The organism is Arcticibacter svalbardensis MN12-7, from assembly GCF_000403135.1.
GTDB classification, from domain to species: domain Bacteria; phylum Bacteroidota; class Bacteroidia; order Sphingobacteriales; family Sphingobacteriaceae; genus Arcticibacter; species Arcticibacter svalbardensis.
The window spans coordinates 1-19476 of sequence record NZ_AQPN01000020.1; the positions used below are offsets into that span (position 1 = coordinate 1).

Annotated in this window: 19 protein-coding genes; 3 read left to right on the top strand and 16 right to left on the bottom strand. The window is 41.1% G+C overall.

What is annotated here, in order from left to right; all coding sequences use genetic code 11:
- Window positions 1-1684 (bottom strand): tetratricopeptide repeat protein (locus ADIARSV_RS02300; protein ID WP_052016927.1); only part of this gene is annotated, 1684 nt, incomplete at its 3' end.
- Window positions 1685-2002: 318 nt separating this feature from the next.
- Between ADIARSV_RS02300 and ADIARSV_RS02305 the strand changes: the two genes are divergently transcribed.
- Together ADIARSV_RS02305 and ADIARSV_RS02310 are read left to right on the top strand one after the other, a co-directional pair.
- The gene (locus ADIARSV_RS02305; protein WP_016193737.1) at window positions 2003-3124 is read left to right on the top strand and encodes a S1/P1 nuclease; all 1122 of its coding nucleotides are present in this window, start codon (window positions 2003-2005) and stop codon (window positions 3122-3124) included.
- Window positions 3125-3146: 22 nt separating this feature from the next.
- Complete coding sequence (locus ADIARSV_RS02310; RefSeq protein ID WP_016193738.1) at window positions 3147-4187, top strand: HNH endonuclease domain-containing protein; 1041 nt, start codon at window positions 3147-3149, stop codon at window positions 4185-4187.
- 699 nt (window positions 4188-4886) lie between these two features.
- Here ADIARSV_RS02310 and ADIARSV_RS02315 read toward each other — a convergent pair.
- From ADIARSV_RS02315 to ADIARSV_RS02385, 15 genes are all read right to left on the bottom strand, one after another.
- Window positions 4887-5801: a hypothetical protein gene (locus ADIARSV_RS02315; RefSeq protein ID WP_200864699.1), complete on the bottom strand. Its 915-nt coding sequence runs from the start codon at window positions 5799-5801 to the stop codon at window positions 4887-4889.
- Window positions 5802-6704: 903 nt separating this feature from the next.
- A complete protein-coding gene (locus ADIARSV_RS02320; protein ID WP_016193740.1) occupies window positions 6705-7175 on the bottom strand; it encodes a JAB domain-containing protein in 471 nt (156 codons plus the stop codon).
- Between the two features lie 301 nt (window positions 7176-7476).
- Window positions 7477-8550 (bottom strand): hypothetical protein, encoded by a 1074-nt coding sequence (locus ADIARSV_RS02325; RefSeq protein WP_016193741.1) that lies wholly within the window; start codon window positions 8548-8550, stop codon window positions 7477-7479.
- Between the two features lie 19 nt (window positions 8551-8569).
- On the bottom strand, window positions 8570-9385 hold the full coding sequence (gene traN, locus ADIARSV_RS02330) for a conjugative transposon protein TraN (RefSeq protein WP_040298824.1): 816 nt from the start codon (window positions 9383-9385) through the stop codon (window positions 8570-8572).
- A 44-nt stretch (window positions 9386-9429) separates the two neighbouring features.
- Complete coding sequence (gene traM, locus ADIARSV_RS02335; RefSeq protein WP_016193743.1) at window positions 9430-10707, bottom strand: conjugative transposon protein TraM; 1278 nt, start codon at window positions 10705-10707, stop codon at window positions 9430-9432.
- 15 nt (window positions 10708-10722) lie between these two features.
- Window positions 10723-10947 carry a hypothetical protein gene (locus ADIARSV_RS02340; RefSeq protein ID WP_016193744.1) on the bottom strand — a complete coding sequence of 75 codons (225 nt, stop codon included), beginning with the start codon at window positions 10945-10947 and terminating at the stop codon, window positions 10723-10725.
- Between the two features lie 3 nt (window positions 10948-10950).
- Window positions 10951-11568 carry a conjugative transposon protein TraK gene (traK, locus tag ADIARSV_RS02345; protein ID WP_040298826.1) on the bottom strand — a complete coding sequence of 206 codons (618 nt, stop codon included), beginning with the start codon at window positions 11566-11568 and terminating at the stop codon, window positions 10951-10953.
- 28 nt (window positions 11569-11596) lie between these two features.
- Window positions 11597-12790 carry a conjugative transposon protein TraJ gene (gene traJ / locus ADIARSV_RS02350; protein WP_040298827.1) on the bottom strand — a complete coding sequence of 398 codons (1194 nt, stop codon included), beginning with the start codon at window positions 12788-12790 and terminating at the stop codon, window positions 11597-11599.
- A 9-nt stretch (window positions 12791-12799) separates the two neighbouring features.
- Window positions 12800-13450 (bottom strand): hypothetical protein, encoded by a 651-nt coding sequence (locus ADIARSV_RS02355; protein WP_040298853.1) that lies wholly within the window; start codon window positions 13448-13450, stop codon window positions 12800-12802.
- Window positions 13437-14099 carry a hypothetical protein gene (locus ADIARSV_RS20340; RefSeq protein ID WP_016193749.1) on the bottom strand — a complete coding sequence of 221 codons (663 nt, stop codon included), beginning with the start codon at window positions 14097-14099 and terminating at the stop codon, window positions 13437-13439. Before ADIARSV_RS20340 ends, ADIARSV_RS02355 begins: the two co-directional genes overlap by 14 nt.
- A gap of 8 nt (window positions 14100-14107) precedes the next feature.
- Window positions 14108-14791: a hypothetical protein gene (locus tag ADIARSV_RS02365; protein WP_040298830.1), complete on the bottom strand. Its 684-nt coding sequence runs from the start codon at window positions 14789-14791 to the stop codon at window positions 14108-14110.
- 23 nt (window positions 14792-14814) lie between these two features.
- Window positions 14815-17334: a TraG family conjugative transposon ATPase gene (locus tag ADIARSV_RS02370; RefSeq protein WP_016193751.1), complete on the bottom strand. Its 2520-nt coding sequence runs from the start codon at window positions 17332-17334 to the stop codon at window positions 14815-14817.
- Window positions 17321-17650: a DUF4133 domain-containing protein gene (locus ADIARSV_RS02375; RefSeq protein ID WP_016193752.1), complete on the bottom strand. Its 330-nt coding sequence runs from the start codon at window positions 17648-17650 to the stop codon at window positions 17321-17323. Before ADIARSV_RS02375 ends, ADIARSV_RS02370 begins: the two co-directional genes overlap by 14 nt.
- A 60-nt stretch (window positions 17651-17710) precedes the next feature.
- Complete coding sequence (locus tag ADIARSV_RS02380; protein ID WP_016193753.1) at window positions 17711-18058, bottom strand: DUF4134 domain-containing protein; 348 nt, start codon at window positions 18056-18058, stop codon at window positions 17711-17713.
- A 47-nt stretch (window positions 18059-18105) separates the two neighbouring features.
- Window positions 18106-18702, bottom strand: coding sequence for a hypothetical protein (locus ADIARSV_RS02385; protein WP_016193754.1), 597 nt, complete (start codon window positions 18700-18702; stop codon window positions 18106-18108).
- Window positions 18703-18883: 181 nt separating this feature from the next.
- Between ADIARSV_RS02385 and ADIARSV_RS02390 the strand changes: the two genes are divergently transcribed.
- On the top strand, window positions 18884-19432 hold the full coding sequence (locus ADIARSV_RS02390; protein ID WP_016193755.1) for a hypothetical protein: 549 nt from the start codon (window positions 18884-18886) through the stop codon (window positions 19430-19432).
- Window positions 19433-19476: the final 44 nt, after the last annotated feature.

Here is a 19476-nt window from a genome sequence, read left to right on the forward strand (position 1 = left end):
ATACTGCCATATTTACTTCACCGGTTGAATGAGACTGGATAAATTGTTTCATCTTCCGTTCTTCTGCAGGATCCGTCTCATTTATTTGGAATGGATCATTTTCAATATCTTCCAGCACGTTTTCTATCGTCCTGGATCGATGTTCTGCTTCTGGAATCAATTCAAAATATTTATCCAGATGAAGGTCATTTCCCCAGTGTTGGACAATTTCATATTCTTCTCCTGGAGCTTTATCTTTACGGTATTCCAAATATTCTTCATACATCTTTTTAGCCTGGTCTTCCTCCAACTTTGTGGGCTTATGGTCAGCTATTAAGTCCACCTTATACAGGTTTTTAAAGTGAAGCGCATTAATAAGATTGAAAATCTTAGACTTGGACAAAATGCCTGGATGCATATTTTTGACAATCTCGGACTTAGTTGTCGCTTCAATACCTTCCTGAATCAATGCCAGCAAGGAAAGAAATTGGAAAGGCCGCAAATTTGGATACCGGTTATAAATGATATCTTCGATAAAAAGATCAATCGGCGCGTTAAAATTCTGCCGGTTAATACCTTCAAATAATGCGGTTAAAAACGAAGCAATATTTGTTTCTGAAATTCCTTGTTTTTTCAAACGAATAGCTTCTTTTTCCAGGGCAAAGAAAAAACTATTTTTATGATGCTGCTTTGTAATGTATAGCATATTGACATCTTCAGCCCTTGCATCTTCAGCTAATTCCAAGTGGATCAGTTCATGCATCATCAGGTGTTCGACTGCAGGATAGGTAGATTTGAATTTTACCAGATGATAATTGCGCTTATGGTTTTCTGCAATTTCTAATTTGGCTGCCGTCGGAATGTCATTGTCCTCAATGATTTCAATGGGTTTTCCATATTTTCCATATAGTTCCTTTGCATACTTATCTACGATTTCTTTCGCATCAATATCTTTTGTCAGTTGAGTTCCGGCATCAATAGCAAGGTGCAGGCTATTACTATAAAGCCCATCTCTCTTATTATTCTTTTCTATAGCAATCAGAGAGCGTTCGAAAGCGATTTTGTAGTTTCCCTGCATATCTGCAGTTAATGCTAAGGCGTACTGAGTATTTGGATAATCGCCGTTTATTTTGATGGCTCGTTCGAAATAATTAGCCGCTTCTTTGGCCTGTCCGTTTTGCAAAAGGTTTGCACCGATATTATTTAGCGTAATATGATCGTCAGGTTTAATTCTCAGCACTTCTTCATAATATTTAAGTGCTGTTTCAAGATCTTTTTTGTACTTGGCAAAAATATTACCCATCATTAACAGGCCCCATTCATTTTTCGGATTCCATCGAAGCGCATCGATCAAGGCATCTATTGCACCTTCCTGGTCACCTTCTTCAGATAAGATCTGACCCAAAATCCGATGATATTCAGATATTTGAGGAGAGTCCTTAATCAGTTCAGTCACGTCTCGCTTAGCCTGGGTAAAATGTCCACGTTCACAAAGGGCAGTTAGTTTATCATACCGGCCTTTTTGCTGAATTATGGTATCATCATCAATTTCAACTACAAGATTGCCGTTTAAAATTGTCACTTTGGGGTTGTACGGTCCTACTGAATAATAGCGTTGAGCCGCATCTTTCAACTTTTGGTCATCACCAAAGGTGTCAGGAAAAAGATCGTAAAGAAGACTTTCAAGCGGGTGTATTATAGTCATAATGGAAGCGTAACGTTTTAGTTCAGGTAAATGATCGCATTTATCAAGTTACAAAGTTACAAATTATATCAATATGGATAAACAAGCCTAAGCCTGTCAGTGTTCAAAATCCGGTATCCTCCGATCATGGAGAAAATCCAGCGTCAATTCTTATTTATCAAAGCATGGATGTAAGAAAGATAGAAAGGATACCAATTATTTTGTCCAGATTTATCGCTTATAAGATCCATGAAGAATCTCTTTATATTTTAGTAAAAAGGATGGTGTGTCACTGCTTTTACGGATAAAGAGATCATTGTTTAATTTAAAATCACCATTATGAAAAAATATTTTGCCGTTGCTTTTATGTTTATTATAGCGATCACTTTAATCTCATGGGGCGCTGCTGGACACAAAACTATTGCAAAAATTGCGGAAAACCATTTGACTCCCAAAGCAAAAGACGCTATTAAAGTTTTACTGGGAGACGAAAACATGACGGAGGTGGCTCCTTGGGCCGACCAGTTACGTAACGATACTGATTACAAAAATACAGCTGCATGGCATTATTTAAATGTTCCACTTGGTTTAAGCTACGAACAGTTTAGTAAAACAGTTAAAGAACAGGGAGCTAATAACATCTATGGGGCCTTGATAAAGTTCGAAGCAGAACTTACAAGCAATACCTCCACTCCTGAGCAAAAGACGGATGCATTGAAATTTATCATCCATTTTGTTGGTGATATGCACCAGCCCATGCATATTAGCCGGTCAGAAGACAAGGGTGGAAACTCCATACAATTGCAATTTGACGGTAAGGGTACCAATCTGCATAAATTATGGGACAGCGGTCTGATCAATAAACAAGGAATGAACTTTACCCAGATGGCAATTACCTATGATAAGACTTCTCCCAGTGAAATTAGCCAATGGCAGAGTGATTCGCCAATGAAATGGATGTTTGAAAGTTATCTTATAACAGCCAGCCTATATAAAGATGCTGAAAAAAACAACAAGCCAGATGATCGCTATTATCAGGAAAACATAAAGCTTGTTCAAAAACGTATTGAGATGGGTGGAATACGCTTAGCGGGCACCTTAAATACGCTATTTAAATCCTTCACACCAGCTTTTAAGAAAGGTATTCCGATAAACACCGAAACAATAACTGTGCCTTCTAAGGACCTTGCCCTTCATTATGGGCAGACCATATTGACAGTTGGTAAGGTATATAGTGGCCGGTTTATTCAAAGCAATCAGATGACCTTGCTAAATATAGGAGGAGATAACCCTAATCAGGATTTAACAGTTATGATTCAAAGCGAAGACAGAGTTCAATTCGGACAGCCTGAAGTTACATTAAAGGGGAAGACAATCCAAATCATAGGAAAGGTGATTGATTACAGGGGTAAACCAGAAATTATTGTGACAGAATCAGCACAAATAAAAATTATTAAATAAACTTTAGATTAATTCAGTACTTGTGAACTTACCCTATCAGGAAAATTTACCCGTTAATTTATTAGCGGCTTGTTTCAATAACACATCGGCTACTTATAAATTTTATTGGTTTTTGTCCATTTTGGAACGCGTGGAATTAGGAGAGACTTCCATTGATAAGAATCATCTTTTTGCCGAAATGATCTCACATTCCTGGTATACGGTCAATTATTTTCATGTTAGCTTTGGTAAACAGGATAAGCTGCAGCAGGCAATCGAAAAAATAAAAAATGAAGAGGATCTAACCATAGATGCTGACTCAGGAAGTATCATTAAAAGGCTCTCCAATACAAAAAACAGAAGCACTATCAAAGAACTACGTTATTTTAATTCTGAGGTTCCCCACCGGTTTCTAAGTCCATGGTTCAAGGCAGACAATGCAAATCTATCCCTCCAGTACTCGCAAGCTTACACCAATAATTGCCTGTATGCTTTGTTCAAAAACCATATCGAGATCAACCCAGTTTGGGTAGACTATCTGAAAACAAATGCAAGAATGCTGAAAGACTTTTGTTATTGGAACCTGGCTATCTATCTGCAAACAAAAAATCCAAGCGTCCCTGATATCCCCAATAAACTGATAAAATCTCCTATTCGTAAGAATTTGAACGAACAGCGTAAATTTTGGAATATTGTCATAAGTGAAATGGATGGTGTCGATTGCATTTATACAAACAAAAGATTAGTTGTTGGTCAGTATGCTGTCGAGCATTTCATTCCATATGCCTTTGTTTCTCATGACCTGATTTGGAATCTGATACCTGCTGACCCTTCTTTTAATAGTTCTAAAAGTGATAAGCTTCCTGTTCTTGACAAATACTTTGAGCCATTTTATCTATTGCAGCAAAACGCCGTAGAAATTATTCAGCTGAAAGCACCAAAAAATAAGTTCCTCCAAGACTACCTGACCATATTCCCTTCATTAGAAAAGGAGCATCTCAATTATCAAAAATTCCGGGAGCAGTTTCAACCGATGGTTACCATTGCGAGTAATAACGGCTTTGAGTTTTTAAAGTCATATTAATTAAGTTACTAAGACTCAAACTATTTACTATTTACTTACCTATACTTAACCCATCATTGGACATAAAAATAAAGAAAGAGAGATTTGGATTTATACCATAATTTATGATGACAGGTACCGCTTAGTTTACTGCAATTCTTTGCCTGAAATGTACTGTTGACTAAATAAGTTCTATTGCCGAATTTCTATTTATTCCACATATGATTCATTGCACCTTATCAAGCAGATGCAGATTCTTTATACTCGTTGTACAAACTTGTCTGCATAAAACATTTAAATAATGGGGAAATAGATTCTAGTTAAAGATTCCATTTTAAAAAAAGGTATCGGTTGACTTTGGTCTATGTCTTTTTGATGCTGGTATTTCGGGATGACGAGTGCAAGCGTTCTGGATGAATAGATATTGAAATAACCAGCATTATCTAATCTCTAATTGCAGTTGCTGATGTATAATACCAGCTAATGTATGAAAGGCATACAAGAGAATTCCAATACTGTTGCGGCTAAAAACGGCAATCATAATGCTAATCGAAAAGTCTTAAGCTATAGCAAAGTCCCAGCCTAAGAATGCAAGAGCTGATCTTAAGGTTTCAAGCAAGTCGTACCAAGACAATTATACTTTTCTACCTTACATATTTATATTTAAAGAAAAGAGCCTGTGTTCATTATCTATGATACAGGCTCTTGAATCAGTTTAATTTAATTTAAGTGTATAAACTCAATACCTCGATAGTGGTCTTTTGCATGATCGAAGAACTCATTTAGTGAGTTGCTATAAGTCTTCACAAAGTCGGTCAAGTCAGCTTTCGGTTTGTGATACTCTTTATAAATATTCTTCACAATTGCTACTTGTGTCCCGTCATTGAGTAATCTAACTAAAGTCTTGTTGAGGGGATTCAAAATCTTTCCACTTAGAATATCTTTAGAAATATAATTACTTGCAATAAAGTAGTTATAATGATTTGCATAGCTTCTAGGAGAAGAGATCAGTTTAGCAGGCAAAAGTATTATTGATTTACCTTTATAACTTGGTAATTCAAATGTTGCCTTTTCCCATGAACCACTTTTAAAGTCGAAATATTGGTTATTGAATGCTGATGTAGGAATGCCATGTATAAGACATTGTTCCTTTGTGAACTCCGCAAAAACGTTCTTACAAACGTTTGCAATTGTATCAGACATTATATCCTGGCCTATACCGGTCACAAGTAAAAGCACATTGTGCGCTTCATTGGTTATAGTTAGTTCATCAGCCCTTGCAAACCTGTTATTTCTCAAAGCATCAAAAATTGTCTCTGCTCTGGTAGCCGAAATACCTGCCCCTGTATTTTTACCTGAATACCCTAAATGATATTGGTTTGGCTCATGCAGATGATCAAGAAATTCAAGTCCCTCATGCCTTTGATCAGGGACAATAAAATCATGATTTAACTTTACAAAAAAGGCTTTTAACTGATTATAAATTTCATCCACACGCTTATCATTTCGATTGTTGGCAATTAAAAAAGGATCAATAAATGCTTTTAAATCACTAATAAGTGGGATATCAATAAACTCAACCGATTGTTCCATCGGTATACCAAACTGTTCTTTAAATGTTTTTTTTTCTATCATTAAATAAATTGTTTTACTCCATAAGAGTAGATAAATACCTAAAATTCTGATGCTAACGGTATACATCCCGACAATTTATTTGACTGTGGCTTTCACTCAACAAAGCTTAATAAACACCCCAATAAAGGCGTTAAATTAAATCATATTTCCCTTGTTTAATTAAAAAATTAACGATTACTTTGCAGTTCCAAATACACACGTTAATTTAAGGAATAACAGTACTTTCAGGTATTGTAACCTGAGTTGAGATTGCAAGTCTCTAAAGATAAAATCTGTATTGTGCTAGAACACAATTCGGACTTCATCTTATTTTTTTGCGTTTTTATATAATTAAAAAACAAATTTACATATAAACATGTGGAATGTGTGTTACATTTATACACACAGTAGGAAAGTTATTCACAATCCCAGTTGAATGCCTTATAAGCGATGATAATCACAAAATTTATTTTTAGCTGGCATGGACTTATTAGACACTTTTCTTAGTATTAATGGTTTGTAAGACAAAATTCACTAAAATAATTAGCCGTTTTTATAGGCTAATTATCGAAATCTTAGTCTATTTAAACTTTTTTAATCTCTACCGTTATAATTTGTATATTTCCTCATATGGATATAAGATCTTGTAAAATCTTCATGCAGCGCTTTTGATTTCTCCAAACAACTGATATAAATCTGGGTGCATACTTATTAGTTTTAGGTTTAACATCTTCAGTTACATACCTGTCGTCATTCCCCATAAAGATCAGGTTCTATTCATGCAGCATTTTTCCTCATTCCCCTTACCAAACCATCTCTGTTTTTCTATAGTGAAATTTTACTAAATTTTATCTTTAAAATATGGAAGTCAGTATTGTGATTAGTATACTAACCCAAAAAAGTGAAAAACATAAAAAAAGGGCCTTACAGCAGCCCTTCATCAGCAAATGATATAAATCCTTCACTGGTAATAATCAAATGATCAAGTACGGACATATCTAAGAATCCTGCAGCCTGTATCAGCTTTCTTGTTAGATTCAGATCCGCCTGGCTTGGTCTAAAACTACCTGAAGGATGATTATGCGCCAGTATAACCGAACTTGCATTGGCTTTCAGCGCGGCTCCGAAGATTACTTTAGGATCTGCTACTGTTCCGGCTACACCTCCAGTGGATACATTGAAAATACCCAGTACTTTGTTGGCGCGATTTAAAAATAGCACTTTAAATTCTTCAATATATTCCATTTTTCCGGCATCCCAGTTCTGTACAAATATAGTGTAGGCGTCTTTTGAACTGCCTATCGCTGGTCTTTCAGATGCCTTGAATTTAGGTGTATAACTGATAGCAATTTCTGATACCTGGAACAATGAGAGCTGATTTTTGAGCTTTTCCATAACGTTTGATTTTAAATGATTAAAAAATTAATTATGGCGCTCTGGCCGGCTTCAGGAGGGACTAAGGCAAGGTGGAGGTGCACTAAAATGTGGAGGCTCCGCCCTTGCGGATACCCATTTTATTGCACACTACCTTGGCAAAGCGAACCGTGTCCTGACGGTGCCGAACTTGGTGCAGATAATTAATAATTAATTCATTCCTGATCCCATGGGGGTGTCAAACGGCTACTCAAAATACCGGATACAAAAAGAGCCGGATATTTCACCAGCTCTTTATTATTACACTCTACTCTACAGCAGCTTACAAAGATACTTTGCTCTTTTTGCCTTGCTTCTTCTCCGGATCATCACCTGAGATATCATTCTTCTGTCCCTGCTTTTTTTCGGCCTCCTGGCTGACCTCCTTTCCTATTGTTTCTCTTTTTACAACTGACATTTTTTCGTTAAAGACATTGATAGTCTTAAATTGGGGGCTTGCTTCAATAAAGTGACGGGATTCTTTACCGTTAACCGTTGCAGTAATTTGTTGCTGATTGCCTCGTTGGAGCGATTTCATTAGGGTTTCTTTCTTCTCCGGATCGCTGAGTTCCTTAATGGCATAACGGCTGAGCGTCTTTTCCAGATCAAAGCCATAACCCTGATGGAACTGTTTTACCTTGTGGTTATTGCGGTCATCCTTATTATCAAAGTCCAGCTGCAGCCAGGCTTTATATTTATCACCGTCCTTATTCACCAGTTCCTTCTCTACGGAACGGCCATGGAGCATGTTGTAAGCCTCTTTGGCACTTACTCCATTTCCACCGCCCAGGTAAAAAGTTTGCGATTTGTCCTTGTCCGGGTTCCCTGTTTTTAGTGAGGCGTCCATTTTGTTCAGGAAGTACATATCCGATTGATCCGATTTTCTGAAATGCAGTTTATAATCAGCCTGGTCCTTAAAATGAGGAAGGCTGATATCCAATTGAAAGGCCGGTTGCTGCTTTTTAATATTCTTTTCCAGGTCTGCATTCAGTTTGGTGTCAAAGCCCAGATATTTCAGGCTGTCCTGCAGGTAATCTAAATTTTTTGTGTTCATGACTTGATGATTTGGTAAGGGTAAATAATGATGCGTATCGATAAAAGGAGGTGTATTTTTCTGCAGCAGTACGGCCGTAACGGTATGAAACAGGGGTGCCAGTTTGAGCATGCGCAGGGAAACGGACAATCGTTGATTCTGCTGAATATACCTGTGAGCCTGTCCATAATAAGGGAAACACATAATTTCCCTGGGAAGGGTGAAGACCGGAAGTTGGTTATAAACAGCCCATTTGTTTCCCCGCGAAATCTGGCGGTTCAGATGCACATACATATCCAGCAGATCTACAGAAAGTATTCTCATATTTTACAGATCAATGCGGTTATTGGGAAAAGGTACTGGCTTTCAGAATATCTTTATTGCGCAGGCTTATGTACAGGTTACGTTCCCCGCCCTTTTCCAACAAACTAATATTTAGCTTTTTCTGTTCTGCAAGCGTAAATTGGGGTAAAGCAAATACAAATGCGCAACTACTTCCAGGTTGAACAACTTTACCGTCATTTGGGTAGATATAAAGCGGCGAAAGTTCCCGCTGCTGGATTGCGGTGCGCTTCCCTCTTCTAATGTCCGAGAGGGAAAATCGGACAGAGGCTGGCTCATAATTAAGAGGCGATCTGTTGCTCAGTTCTAAACGAAAAAAAAGCGTATTTTCGAATATAAAAATGCCATTAAGCACCGCTGTAACTAGCCCTGATTTATCCTTTATGCTGATATTTTTATCTGCACCGATCACTTTTTTTGATAGACTGCTTAGATCTGCATCATTTAATGGCGGCCCTTTTAAGGTAACCATGGGAGTTTTCGCCTGCCCGGATGAAAGCAGGAAAACCGTTTGAGTTGGTTCAGCCTGATAGCTGAGCTCAAATTCATAAAGTTCTCCACCACGGGTAATAACCGTTAGGTTTGTTGGTTTAAAGCTTTGCCTGGCCGCTTTAACACGCAGCACATTCGATGCTTCCGGTACAATCTGCGCCAGAACATCTGCAGATCCACGGTCTGCACTTTTAATGGGGTATGGAAAAACGAGCGTGGTTGTCCTTCCGGTTGTAAGGGCTAATGGCAGGATGCGCTGTGCCCATGATTGCATAGACTCCATGACCAGAATCATGGCAGAAAAAAAGATGATGAATCGGTTCATAAGTAAACTGTTTAATGATTTAAATTATACCTATTTCATTAAGGTTATCGTTGCTGGTTATTATTCACCAGCAATACGTGGTAACCGGCCCGGATATCCACTTTGACCTGCTTCATTTTTTTTCGAAAAAGCCCTTTCGCTGTTTGAATACCTGCATTTGCAACCTGAGCGGTGAGCGAAGGGTCCAGAGCACTCAACTCCAGGCCTTGCATCGCCTGCTCTGTTCCTTGTTTTGCAGCATCCATACCCATTACGCCAGGTACCCCTATTCCGGGCAATCCGTCCAGGTCGTATACCGAAAGAGAAACCGGCAGAATAGTCGTCCCGGTAAGCAGGCTGCTAATGCTGATCATAAGCCTGTCGCCAGTGAGACTGCAGATTCCGTAAAGAAATCCACCCGAAGGAACCTGTATTCCCTTCACATACATATCGGTAAGCAACTGAATTTTTACGCTGGCCCCTGTTGTCAGCTTTTGATCTTCGGCAATCATGGCTTCTACCGCCAATCCGGCACCAACACCTGCTGACGCTACATCTTCCAACCCATAAAAACCGGAATAAACGCCCAAAGAGGAGGCCGAATAAATCCCTGCACTATCCGGCTGTACCTCTTTTGCTTCCAGCAATGTAATTTCCGGTTGTTCAGAAAAAGCCTGTACAGGAAAAGCCTGGGTGCCGTTTTTGACTGACTTATCTCTGATCCGCTGCTGAACCCGCTCAGGGTGCTGAATATCCAGGATCTTTTCCATGACGTCATTGATCTGCTTCATTTCAGGATCCTGCCCATCCTCTTTGCCCATATTCTGCATGAGTGATTCAAGCCGGTCAACGTTGCGGGTAAAGTCAGGATCAGCAGCGGCAACCTTCTTTACTCCCTGATCAGAAGAAACGGTTTCAGGGCTTTTGCTAATTTCCTGATTGATCTGTTGAAGCTTCAGCCGGATCCGGCTTTCCTGTGCATCAGGCTGAGTGGCTAACGCCGGGCTCGCCTTCTCCCTGGGCATTTCGCTGTCCAGGGCATCATTGGTTTCAGAAAATGCGCTAAGCTGACCGAGCACTCCTCCTCCCGATACCTTGGATTTCATCGAATCCTTTTTGGCCTGTTCATACAAGGACATTTTATCGAGCTGTTTGTCTCCCAGCTGAGCAGGCGGCAGTTCGTGGTTAAATCCACTAACGGACTGTTGGCTTCCCATGATTTCGGGGTTCTTACCCCCGCCTAACGCCCAGAAAGCCAGCGTGAGAAAAGGAAGAATCAGCAGGGGCAGCATGAGGTAAAATTTACGCTGCCGCAGAAATTGTTCTGAATGTGTTGTTTCCATTTTTATATGATTAAATTATTTGAATCCCTTGATCAGGAGATAAAGGCAACAGGCAGCGAAAGCAAGACCTGTCGCCAGTAATAGAATAAGACGCAGCGACGGAGGTATCCGGAGTATCCCCTCATTCAGAAATGAGGCTATCCGCTGTTGAATCCTGATTATAAAGCTGGCAATAGTACCGGCAAGCCGCTCGTGTTCTATGGCATACTTTGTTTGTTGAGTCCGGTTAAATAATTTCATCCTTTATCTTTTTCTGTCTGGTAAATCTTTATTTTCCAAAGTTGACCAGCGCTCAATCAGGAAGCCATGCGGATTATGGTCGCTTCGGGAGATATGCCGCAAATAGCCCTGAGTCACTAAGGAACGGTAAAGCAGGGAGCTGGAACGGATCAGTTTCTGCGTGGCATAACAGGTGAAAAAAAACGGGTATTGATCCATATCCAGGCGGATACTGTCCACTGTTATTTCCTGACTGATGTTCCCGGAAATAAGGCTTGCATAATAACCGCTCTCCCTCAGATTATCGTATTGGGCTTTTGCTGATCCATCAGCCAGATACAAGGCTTTAGTCAGGTTGGAAAGGATCACTTTTTCATCCGGATCCAATGAGAAAAACCATTGATGAAACATACTGATATGATCCCTGGCCTCTACCGGTATATTGTCTTTCCGATCGGCAGAAAAGGCTTCGATGGCTTTACCGTTGGCCAGGATATAGATGCGTTGCTGAGCAGAAGCTACCATTTGGTAACTCTTAAATACAGCATACAAACTTAGTGTCATACAGACTAACAACAGTACGATGCTGAAAGCTTTGATGTGCTTAAAAGCAGAGTCGATATTTTTGAGATGTGAAAACATAAAACCTGACTTAGTTGAATTGACTTGTTTAATTACCTCTGAGTTTATCCTGCATATAACCGGATTTTCCTGAACCTCCTCCTGACTGGCCTGCTCCTGGAGGACTTGAGTGACCATTCTGGCCCTTGAAGCTGTTCATAATCTGACCCGCTCCGTTCATGACCGAATGTCCTGCAGAGATGGTTTTATTTCCACCATAAGCCATGATTGCGCTAACTTTCTGCAACAGGGCATTCCCTCCCCCGGCATGGACGATGTACCCAGCTACATTAGGTACGGTGAAGTAGCCTGCAGTTCCAATAATGAGGAAGATCAGGTATCCGGTGTCCGTGGCACTAAAAAAAGTATCCCCGGACTGACCAATCTGCGATAAATCCAGTTTGATCATATTTTCCTGTATTTTCCCGGCAATGCTACCGAATATATTGGCCACCGGAAGCCAAAGAAACACGTTGACGTAGCGGGCGATCCAGACCGTCAGCGTATGCTGAAAGCCATCAAAGACCGCGAAGCCAAGGACAAGCGGTCCCATAATTGCCAGCACAATCAGATAAAAGGTGCGGATGGTATTAATACAGAGCGCAGCCGCTGCATAGACCAGCTGGAGCACTTCGGACATCCATTGTTTGATGGAGTTGCGGAAGCTATAAGAGGCTTTGGCCATGGCGAACTTGACATCATTTCCAATACTCTCCAGCATTCCTTCTCCATCCTGATCATCCGGATGGCTGTATTTATACCACTTTTCCCGGTCACCTTCTCCATCCTGACCGGCATACATTTCCCAGACATCGGATTTCATAATGGCCTCTTCCTTCTTTTTTAATAATACCGCGATCGCTTTATCGGAATCCTTGACCATCGCCGCCGTTGCCGTCACGGTGGGTTGAAGGACAGCGTTCATCAGTGCCAGGACAGAAGGAAAAAGCAGGATGGCCAATCCCAAAGCAAATGGACGCAATAAGGGATAAAAATCAATGGCCTCAGCTGTTGCCATGCTGCGCCATACACGCGAGGCGATATACCAGAGCGCAGCAAAACCGGCAATCCCGCGCCCGACGCTGATCAGCCTGGAACAAAGCGGAATCATCTCTGTATAGACCTGATCCAACACGCTCTGCATGCTCCGGATCTCGCCTGATAGGCCCTCTGCTTTTACGAACTGGGGTAATAGAAGCCCGAATAGGGAAAACAGAAGAATTATTTTAAATGACTTTTTCATACCTGTTGATTAATAGTTCGTGATTTCTGTTTGGTACAGGTCCTGTAGCGTCCGGGTATCCCCTTTTTCTTTGGCCCGTTGTAAAGAAATGATCTTTGCCTGGTTATTGAAGTGGCGTAAAAACTGCAATTTATCTTCGGTGTCCTTAAATATCCGGTCAATGGCTTCCAGCCGCTCATCATCTGACATCCGAAGCGTTCCTGCTGTCAGGATAAGAGCTAGTTCATCCAGGCCTTTCATGCTCTGATCAAACAGCTTGTCGTACACCCGGGACAAATAGTCCAACTCGGTGCTGCTAAAATTCCCCGAAAGACGGAAGACTTTAAAAGCCTTTTTATATTCGGATACTATCCGGCCCTGATACGAGATGATATCAGCTACCCTCCTGTATTTCTTCACCTGTGGATTTACTGCCAGCAATCCATCCAGAAACACCTCATGCATACTGAAGTTTCCCTGAGAAACGTCGCGAACGGCGTTGTAGCCCTTACTTAAAATGGCATATCCGGACTTCATTTCGGAAAGTATATTTTTAAACTGAGTCAACTTTTCAAAATTCAGCAGAAGCTGCTGGGCTTCGGTAGATTGTGAGCGTACGGGAGAAGCCCAAAAACAGGGTAATGCTAAAAGGAATAAAAGGACGTTTTTATTGGGTCTCATAATCATTCGTGTTTAGTGGTATTCCATAAAGCGCAGCTGTACCTTGCAGCTCACTTTGCCCGTGTTGTCTTTGCTGGGAAAGGAGTGCTACTTCGTTGGCAAAACTTTTACTGAAACGAAATTTATCTGCAATAGACAGGTATGTCTTCTGCAAACGGTCCAATCGTTCGCCGTCACTCAAGTCCAGCTTAGATGTACTGATGAGCAGCAGATAGTCTTCCAGTTCCTGATCACATGCCCTGAGCAAATCAGTCCTGACCTTTTCGGTATATTCCCGTTCAGCAGGCTTCAGGTTCGTAACCTTCCTTACTGAATTCATATTCCGCATGATTCCCGCCTGCCAACCTAGCAGTTCTACAGCAGAAATACTATTGGCTACCATCGGATTAACCGTTTTTAAAGAGGCAAAAAACGTTTTGTGTAATACCTGTTCATCTCCGGTAATTGCCCCGAACAACCCCAATCCGCTTTCCGCTATTTCATATCCCTTTTTTAAATAGCCGGTATAGACATTTAAGGCGGCAATCTGGGCAAGCAGGTATTTTTTTTGTGTTTTCTTTTGTTTAAAAAATTCATCCCAGGTTTGGGCTGAGCCATGCAGAGAAATCCCAGAAAACAGAAGCAGTAGTACAAACATTTTCTTATTCATCGTTTTAACTAGTTTATGCCATAAAGCCTTTTTACTGAATTGATCTCGGCCGTTGATTTTGAACGCTGTAAGCTCAACATGACATTTTGATTATTGAACTGCTTCAAATCCGTGTAGTTGGTTTGAATTTCGTCTGCAGCCGCATTGATAATCTTCAGTCGCTGGGCATCATTCATACTGGTATTAAAGGCGTTCAGTACCAACATGATCTGATCCATATTTTTTAAACTGGCATCCAGAATTCCGGAATACACTTCTTCCATATAATTCAACTCTTTGAGGGTAAAATGTTCATCCTGTCGAATGAGGTTCCATGCCCTGTTGTATTCATTTACAAGTGCCAGTTGTAAGGAGGTCATTTCTTTGATGCGCTGATAGTAGGAAATGGCCGCTTTGACTTTCCAGAGTTCCTGGAAATAGTTCCCATACAATTCCTTTTGCCGTTCAGACCATCCGGCAATTTCTTGTAGTTTCAGTTTTGAAAGCTGATTTTCCAGCACTTTCTGGGCATTTTGCAGCCAGATTGTTTCATTTTGCATCCGCTGGATCTTTAGATCAACCGCCTTGATCACTTTTTTAACGCCGGCTTTGATCACCTCCAGCACAGCGATCTGGGCATTACTCTCCTGTGAGGGAAAAGAAACCAGAAGGAGCATCAGACTGATGGGCATGATAATTCTGTAGTGTCTCATATTCGTTTCAATTAATAAGTTCGTTATCCGGCAAGCCCTGCTTTTTCTTTCCTTATTTCAGCAGCAAGCCTGGCAATGCCCTTTTCCATACTGCCCTGTTCCAGGGCATACCGCATGACCTTTATTTTTTCCGTTTCTTCGGTGGTATAGGCAAAATATTCTTCGGTGGATACTTCAGTTCGGAATACCTTACTTTTCTGTCCTCCCAGGCTGATGAATACTTCCCGGTAATTCAGCCTAGGGTCGTTGGCTTTGTTAATGGAAAGAATTTGTGCTTTTTCCTTTTCGGTCAGCCCCAGTAGCTCCTGGATTTGCTCAAACTTGTTTTGGTATTTGCTCTGGTCCAGCAGTATCTTACAATCACTATTGTTGATAATAGCCTGTTTTACTATCGGGGAGCTGATGATATCTTCTACTTCCTGGGTCACAACGATGGCCTCACCGAAAAACTTACGCACCGTTTTAAAGAGATATTTAATATACTGAGCCATACCCTCTTTAGCTATCGCTTTCCAAGCTTCTTCGATTAGAATCATCTTGCGTACCCCTTTCAGCTTCCTCATTTTGGAAATAAACACTTCCATAATGATCAGGGTCACTACCGGAAAGAGCACTGGATGATCTTTCACATTGTCCAGCTCGAAGACAATGAAACGCTCTTTCAGCAGGTTTAGGTTCTCTCTGGAATTCAACAGGTAGTCAAACTCGCCTCCCTGAAAATAGGGGTTTAGTACATAAAGGAAATTAGCCAAATCGAATTCTTTCTCCTTCACTTGCCGCTCGAGCAGCCTGGCCGAATAGCCATCCCGAACGAAGGCGTAAAAGGAGTTGAAGCAGGGAAATACATCTGGATTTAAAGCCAGAAACTCAAAAAACAGCGTTACAGCATCCGAAACGGCTACGTATTCCGAACGGCTATACAGTTCATCATCTTTTTTCCATAGAGCCAGCAGCAATGTTTTAATACTTTCCTTCTTTTCTGTATCCAGCACATCTCCTTCCGAAAGGAAAAAGGGATTAAAGCAGATTGGCTTCTTTTCTTCATAAGTAAAGTAATAACCACCTACAAGATCACAAAGTCCTTTGTAACTGTGACCAACATCTACCAGCACAATATGAGTACCCATTTCGTAGTAACTGCGCACCATATGATTGGTAAAAAAGGATTTCCCGCTACCTGAAGGTCCCAGGATAAACTTATTGCGGTTGCTGATTAGGCCTAGTTTAACGGGTTCATCGGAGATATCTACCTGTACCGGTCTACCGTTAAGCCGCTCGCCCAGCCGAAAGGCTGAAGGACTTTTGGAAGAACGGTAGCCAGATTCCAGGTTAAGAAAACAGGTGGCCTGCTCCAAAAAAGTATCGAAGGTATCGTTCATCGGAAAGTCTGCTTCATTACCGGGCAATCCGGACCAGAAGATCTGCGCGGCCCCATCTGTTTCCAGTTTAGGACTGGCATCCATCTGTACCAGCGCAGAGCTAACGAGCGTTTTCAATTCCGGCAAGCTGGCCTTATCTTCGGTCCACACGAGCAGGTTTACATGGGCTTTAACAGGAAGCCGCTGACCAGAGATCGCTTCATTCAGAAAGTCATGTGTGGCGTCTCTTGCAATCGAATTTTCACGGGAATAGGCCGACAGTGATTGCAGGCGCAATCTTTTACTTTCCAGCGTTTTCATTGTTTTTGCCGCATCCTGAATAAAAATATACTGGTTCATGATATGATTGCAAGGCAGTAACAGCCCTATTGAAGAAGCAAATCCGGTGCTAAAACGAGTCTTATCTGTACTGTATTTATCGTAATTGACCCTTGATCCGCAAAATCCGGGAAGATCTTCTGCATCTGCCAATGTGTAAAGCAGGCAATTCTTGTCCCCCACCCGAATTTCTTGGTTGAGATGAATATCCTGAAGTACAGGCAGACCATCCTGCCCTTGCAGGAAACAATATTTTTCCAATATCCCTGCTTTCTCTTTTGATCCGCTAAGCTCATCATTACCGAGTCTTCGCAGCTGAACAAATCCGCTGTCAGTCAGAATGCGGCAAAATTGCCCGGCCTTGTCTGAAAAATCATCTAACAGGATTTGATCTATCCCCTGCCTGGGTACAATAGAGGAGCGCAGTATATTGGAAAATGAAGAACTTGAAAGCCGCCTTCCTGCAGGTTGTTTAGTCAGCATGATCGTACAGCTGTGATCCAGATATTTCCGCCCTAAAAAAAAGCGGTCACTTGACTGATTAAGAAAAGACTTCCTTCCCTGATCTTTTGGCTGAAATGAACGCTCGCTGAAAAAATCCTGTTTGTGAAATATCGAATGTTTAGGCAATACCTTGATCGCCTTAATTAGTATCTGGTGAAACTCTTCATATTCTTTATCTGAAAGTGAAAAGATTTCGGGTAATATAGCCTGATAAGCAAAAGTAATGTCTCCCTGCATACTGAGTATAGCATCATGTTCTAATTTGGAAATAGGGAGCATCTTTTCGATGGGGATACCTTTCCGGCCTGAGCCTGCTGAATAAAAAACGTTACTGCTCTGCATGGTTACTGAGTTTAAAAAATGTTTGACGGGAACGGAACTTCAGGAAAGCAGGGATCCTTCCTTTTGCCCTTTTCTTCATCAGACCATACTGCCCGTAAGTATGACTGAGATGAAAAACGGTCATAAATAAAGTGGCGCCGGATCCCAGCACCAGAAAAAGACAGAGATACATATTGACCCCAGCAATATACAGCAGGGCAAAAAGGATAAGAAGAGTCACCAATCCTACGGCCAGATATGCGATATACTGCCCTTTCAGTCCCTGGAATTCCATGGCTTTATTGATGCCTTTGTTGATCTGATAAACGGAACTCATAACAATAAAATAATAAAGAATGATCGAAATTGGATCCTTCCGCATGGGAAGGATCCGGGACTATATGCCAAAGAAGCTTTTCAATACGGTAGCTACCACCACCAAAAAGATACAGCTGCCAAACCAGGCGGCCGCTACCTGACTGGTATCGGGCTCTCCTCCGCTCCATTTTTGGTACACTTTTACTGCTCCGATCAGGCCGACAACAGCACCCACAGCATACATCAGACTGGTGCCGGTATCAAAATAACTCTTGACTTTGGTCGTGGCTTCCTGTATACCAGCATTTCCATCACCTCCATCCTGCGCGGAAGCAGTGCTTTCTACAAAAAATATAAAGGCAGCAGCTAAAAGGGATTTAACTTTTGAAGCATGGCCTGCATAAAAAAATTGATTTAGCTTTTTCATCGTTATGGGTTTAAACATGAAGATATTTTGAATTAAAAAGCGCGTGGTTAGGAAGACCAGCATTGTTCCAGATCCTCCCTGGTAAGCGTAAAGGATAGATTTGCTTTTGATTGATCCAGGATAAACAGGTTCACCACTTCAATCAGATGACTTTTTGCCACATTTTGATATTTAGAACTGAGCAGCATGAACAGGGATATGAATTCCTCCCTGACGGCCTCACCGGACATGCTGAACAACGTTTTCAGATCCTGAAGTAAATCAGCAATATTGCCCAGTAACAAATCATCTGTCGCGGGAAGCGGCTTCTGGCTTGTGGTTGTCAATTCAGACGCTAAACCATTGCTAAGTTCATCATCTTGTTCAGCATCCTCCAGCTGATCAACTTCCCTATCTTCATCCGCTGGAGCAAAATAAAGTTCTTCAGCTGTTGAAGTAAGCTGACCTTTTTGCTCCATGGCAGCGCCCATTACAGAGCGCTCTGCAGAACGGCCACCAGGGTCAATATGTTGATCGTCCATTTTCCGAATGAATCGTAGCTGTATATCCTTACGAAAGAAAAGAATTAAAATGATCAGATAATAAAGCAATCCTGCCGAAAGGATAAACAGGATAAAATGTTGCCAGGTGAATTGTGCCATCATTGTCTTGTATTTAGTTTACAAGAGCAAATTTGCAGGCTGATGACAAGGAGATTACTTAGGGGCCCCTTAGGCTAAGTATGATTTGTAGTTTGACAACGGTTGCGATAAGCTGATCAAAACCCTTTCTTTGTAATTCTGTTTAACAGCAATATCAATTTAGTTTCAATATCAATCTTCAAATATGAAAAAGCTTTTGATTCCCCTGATCTGTTTGCTTATTGCCGGTTGTTCCTCGAAAGAATTAACCCGTGAGCAGGCGCTGGAACTGATACGCCTGGAGCTAAAATACCCCAAAGTTCTTGATTATGACCTTTATGCTGGAGACCCCAAATACGGCAGAAATGTACTGGATGCAGGCCTTGAAAAAGAAGGATATGTTAAGGTTAACCGTACTGTAAAACTGGGCGAAATGGGAACAAAACCGATTGTTGAATTTACGCATAAGGCAGAACCATACTTCCTTCCCACATCTGCTAAAGATAAAAAGATACAGATTCAAAAAGTGAAAATTGCAGATGTAGAACTGACCGCTGTAACAGGATTAAAAATGGTGAATGATAATAAAAATGCAGTTGCCGAGTATACCACAACCTACAAGAATTTGACTCCCTTTTCAATATTGATCAATAAAAAACTAGAGCCCGTCAACACTCATAAAGCGTATTTATCACTATATGAAGACGGATGGAGAATAGAAAAAAATCCTGGTATGGAATTTCTAGGTAAATGAGGCTGTTAAACGGAGTGCTGCAAAGCACTCCGTTTAACAGCCTC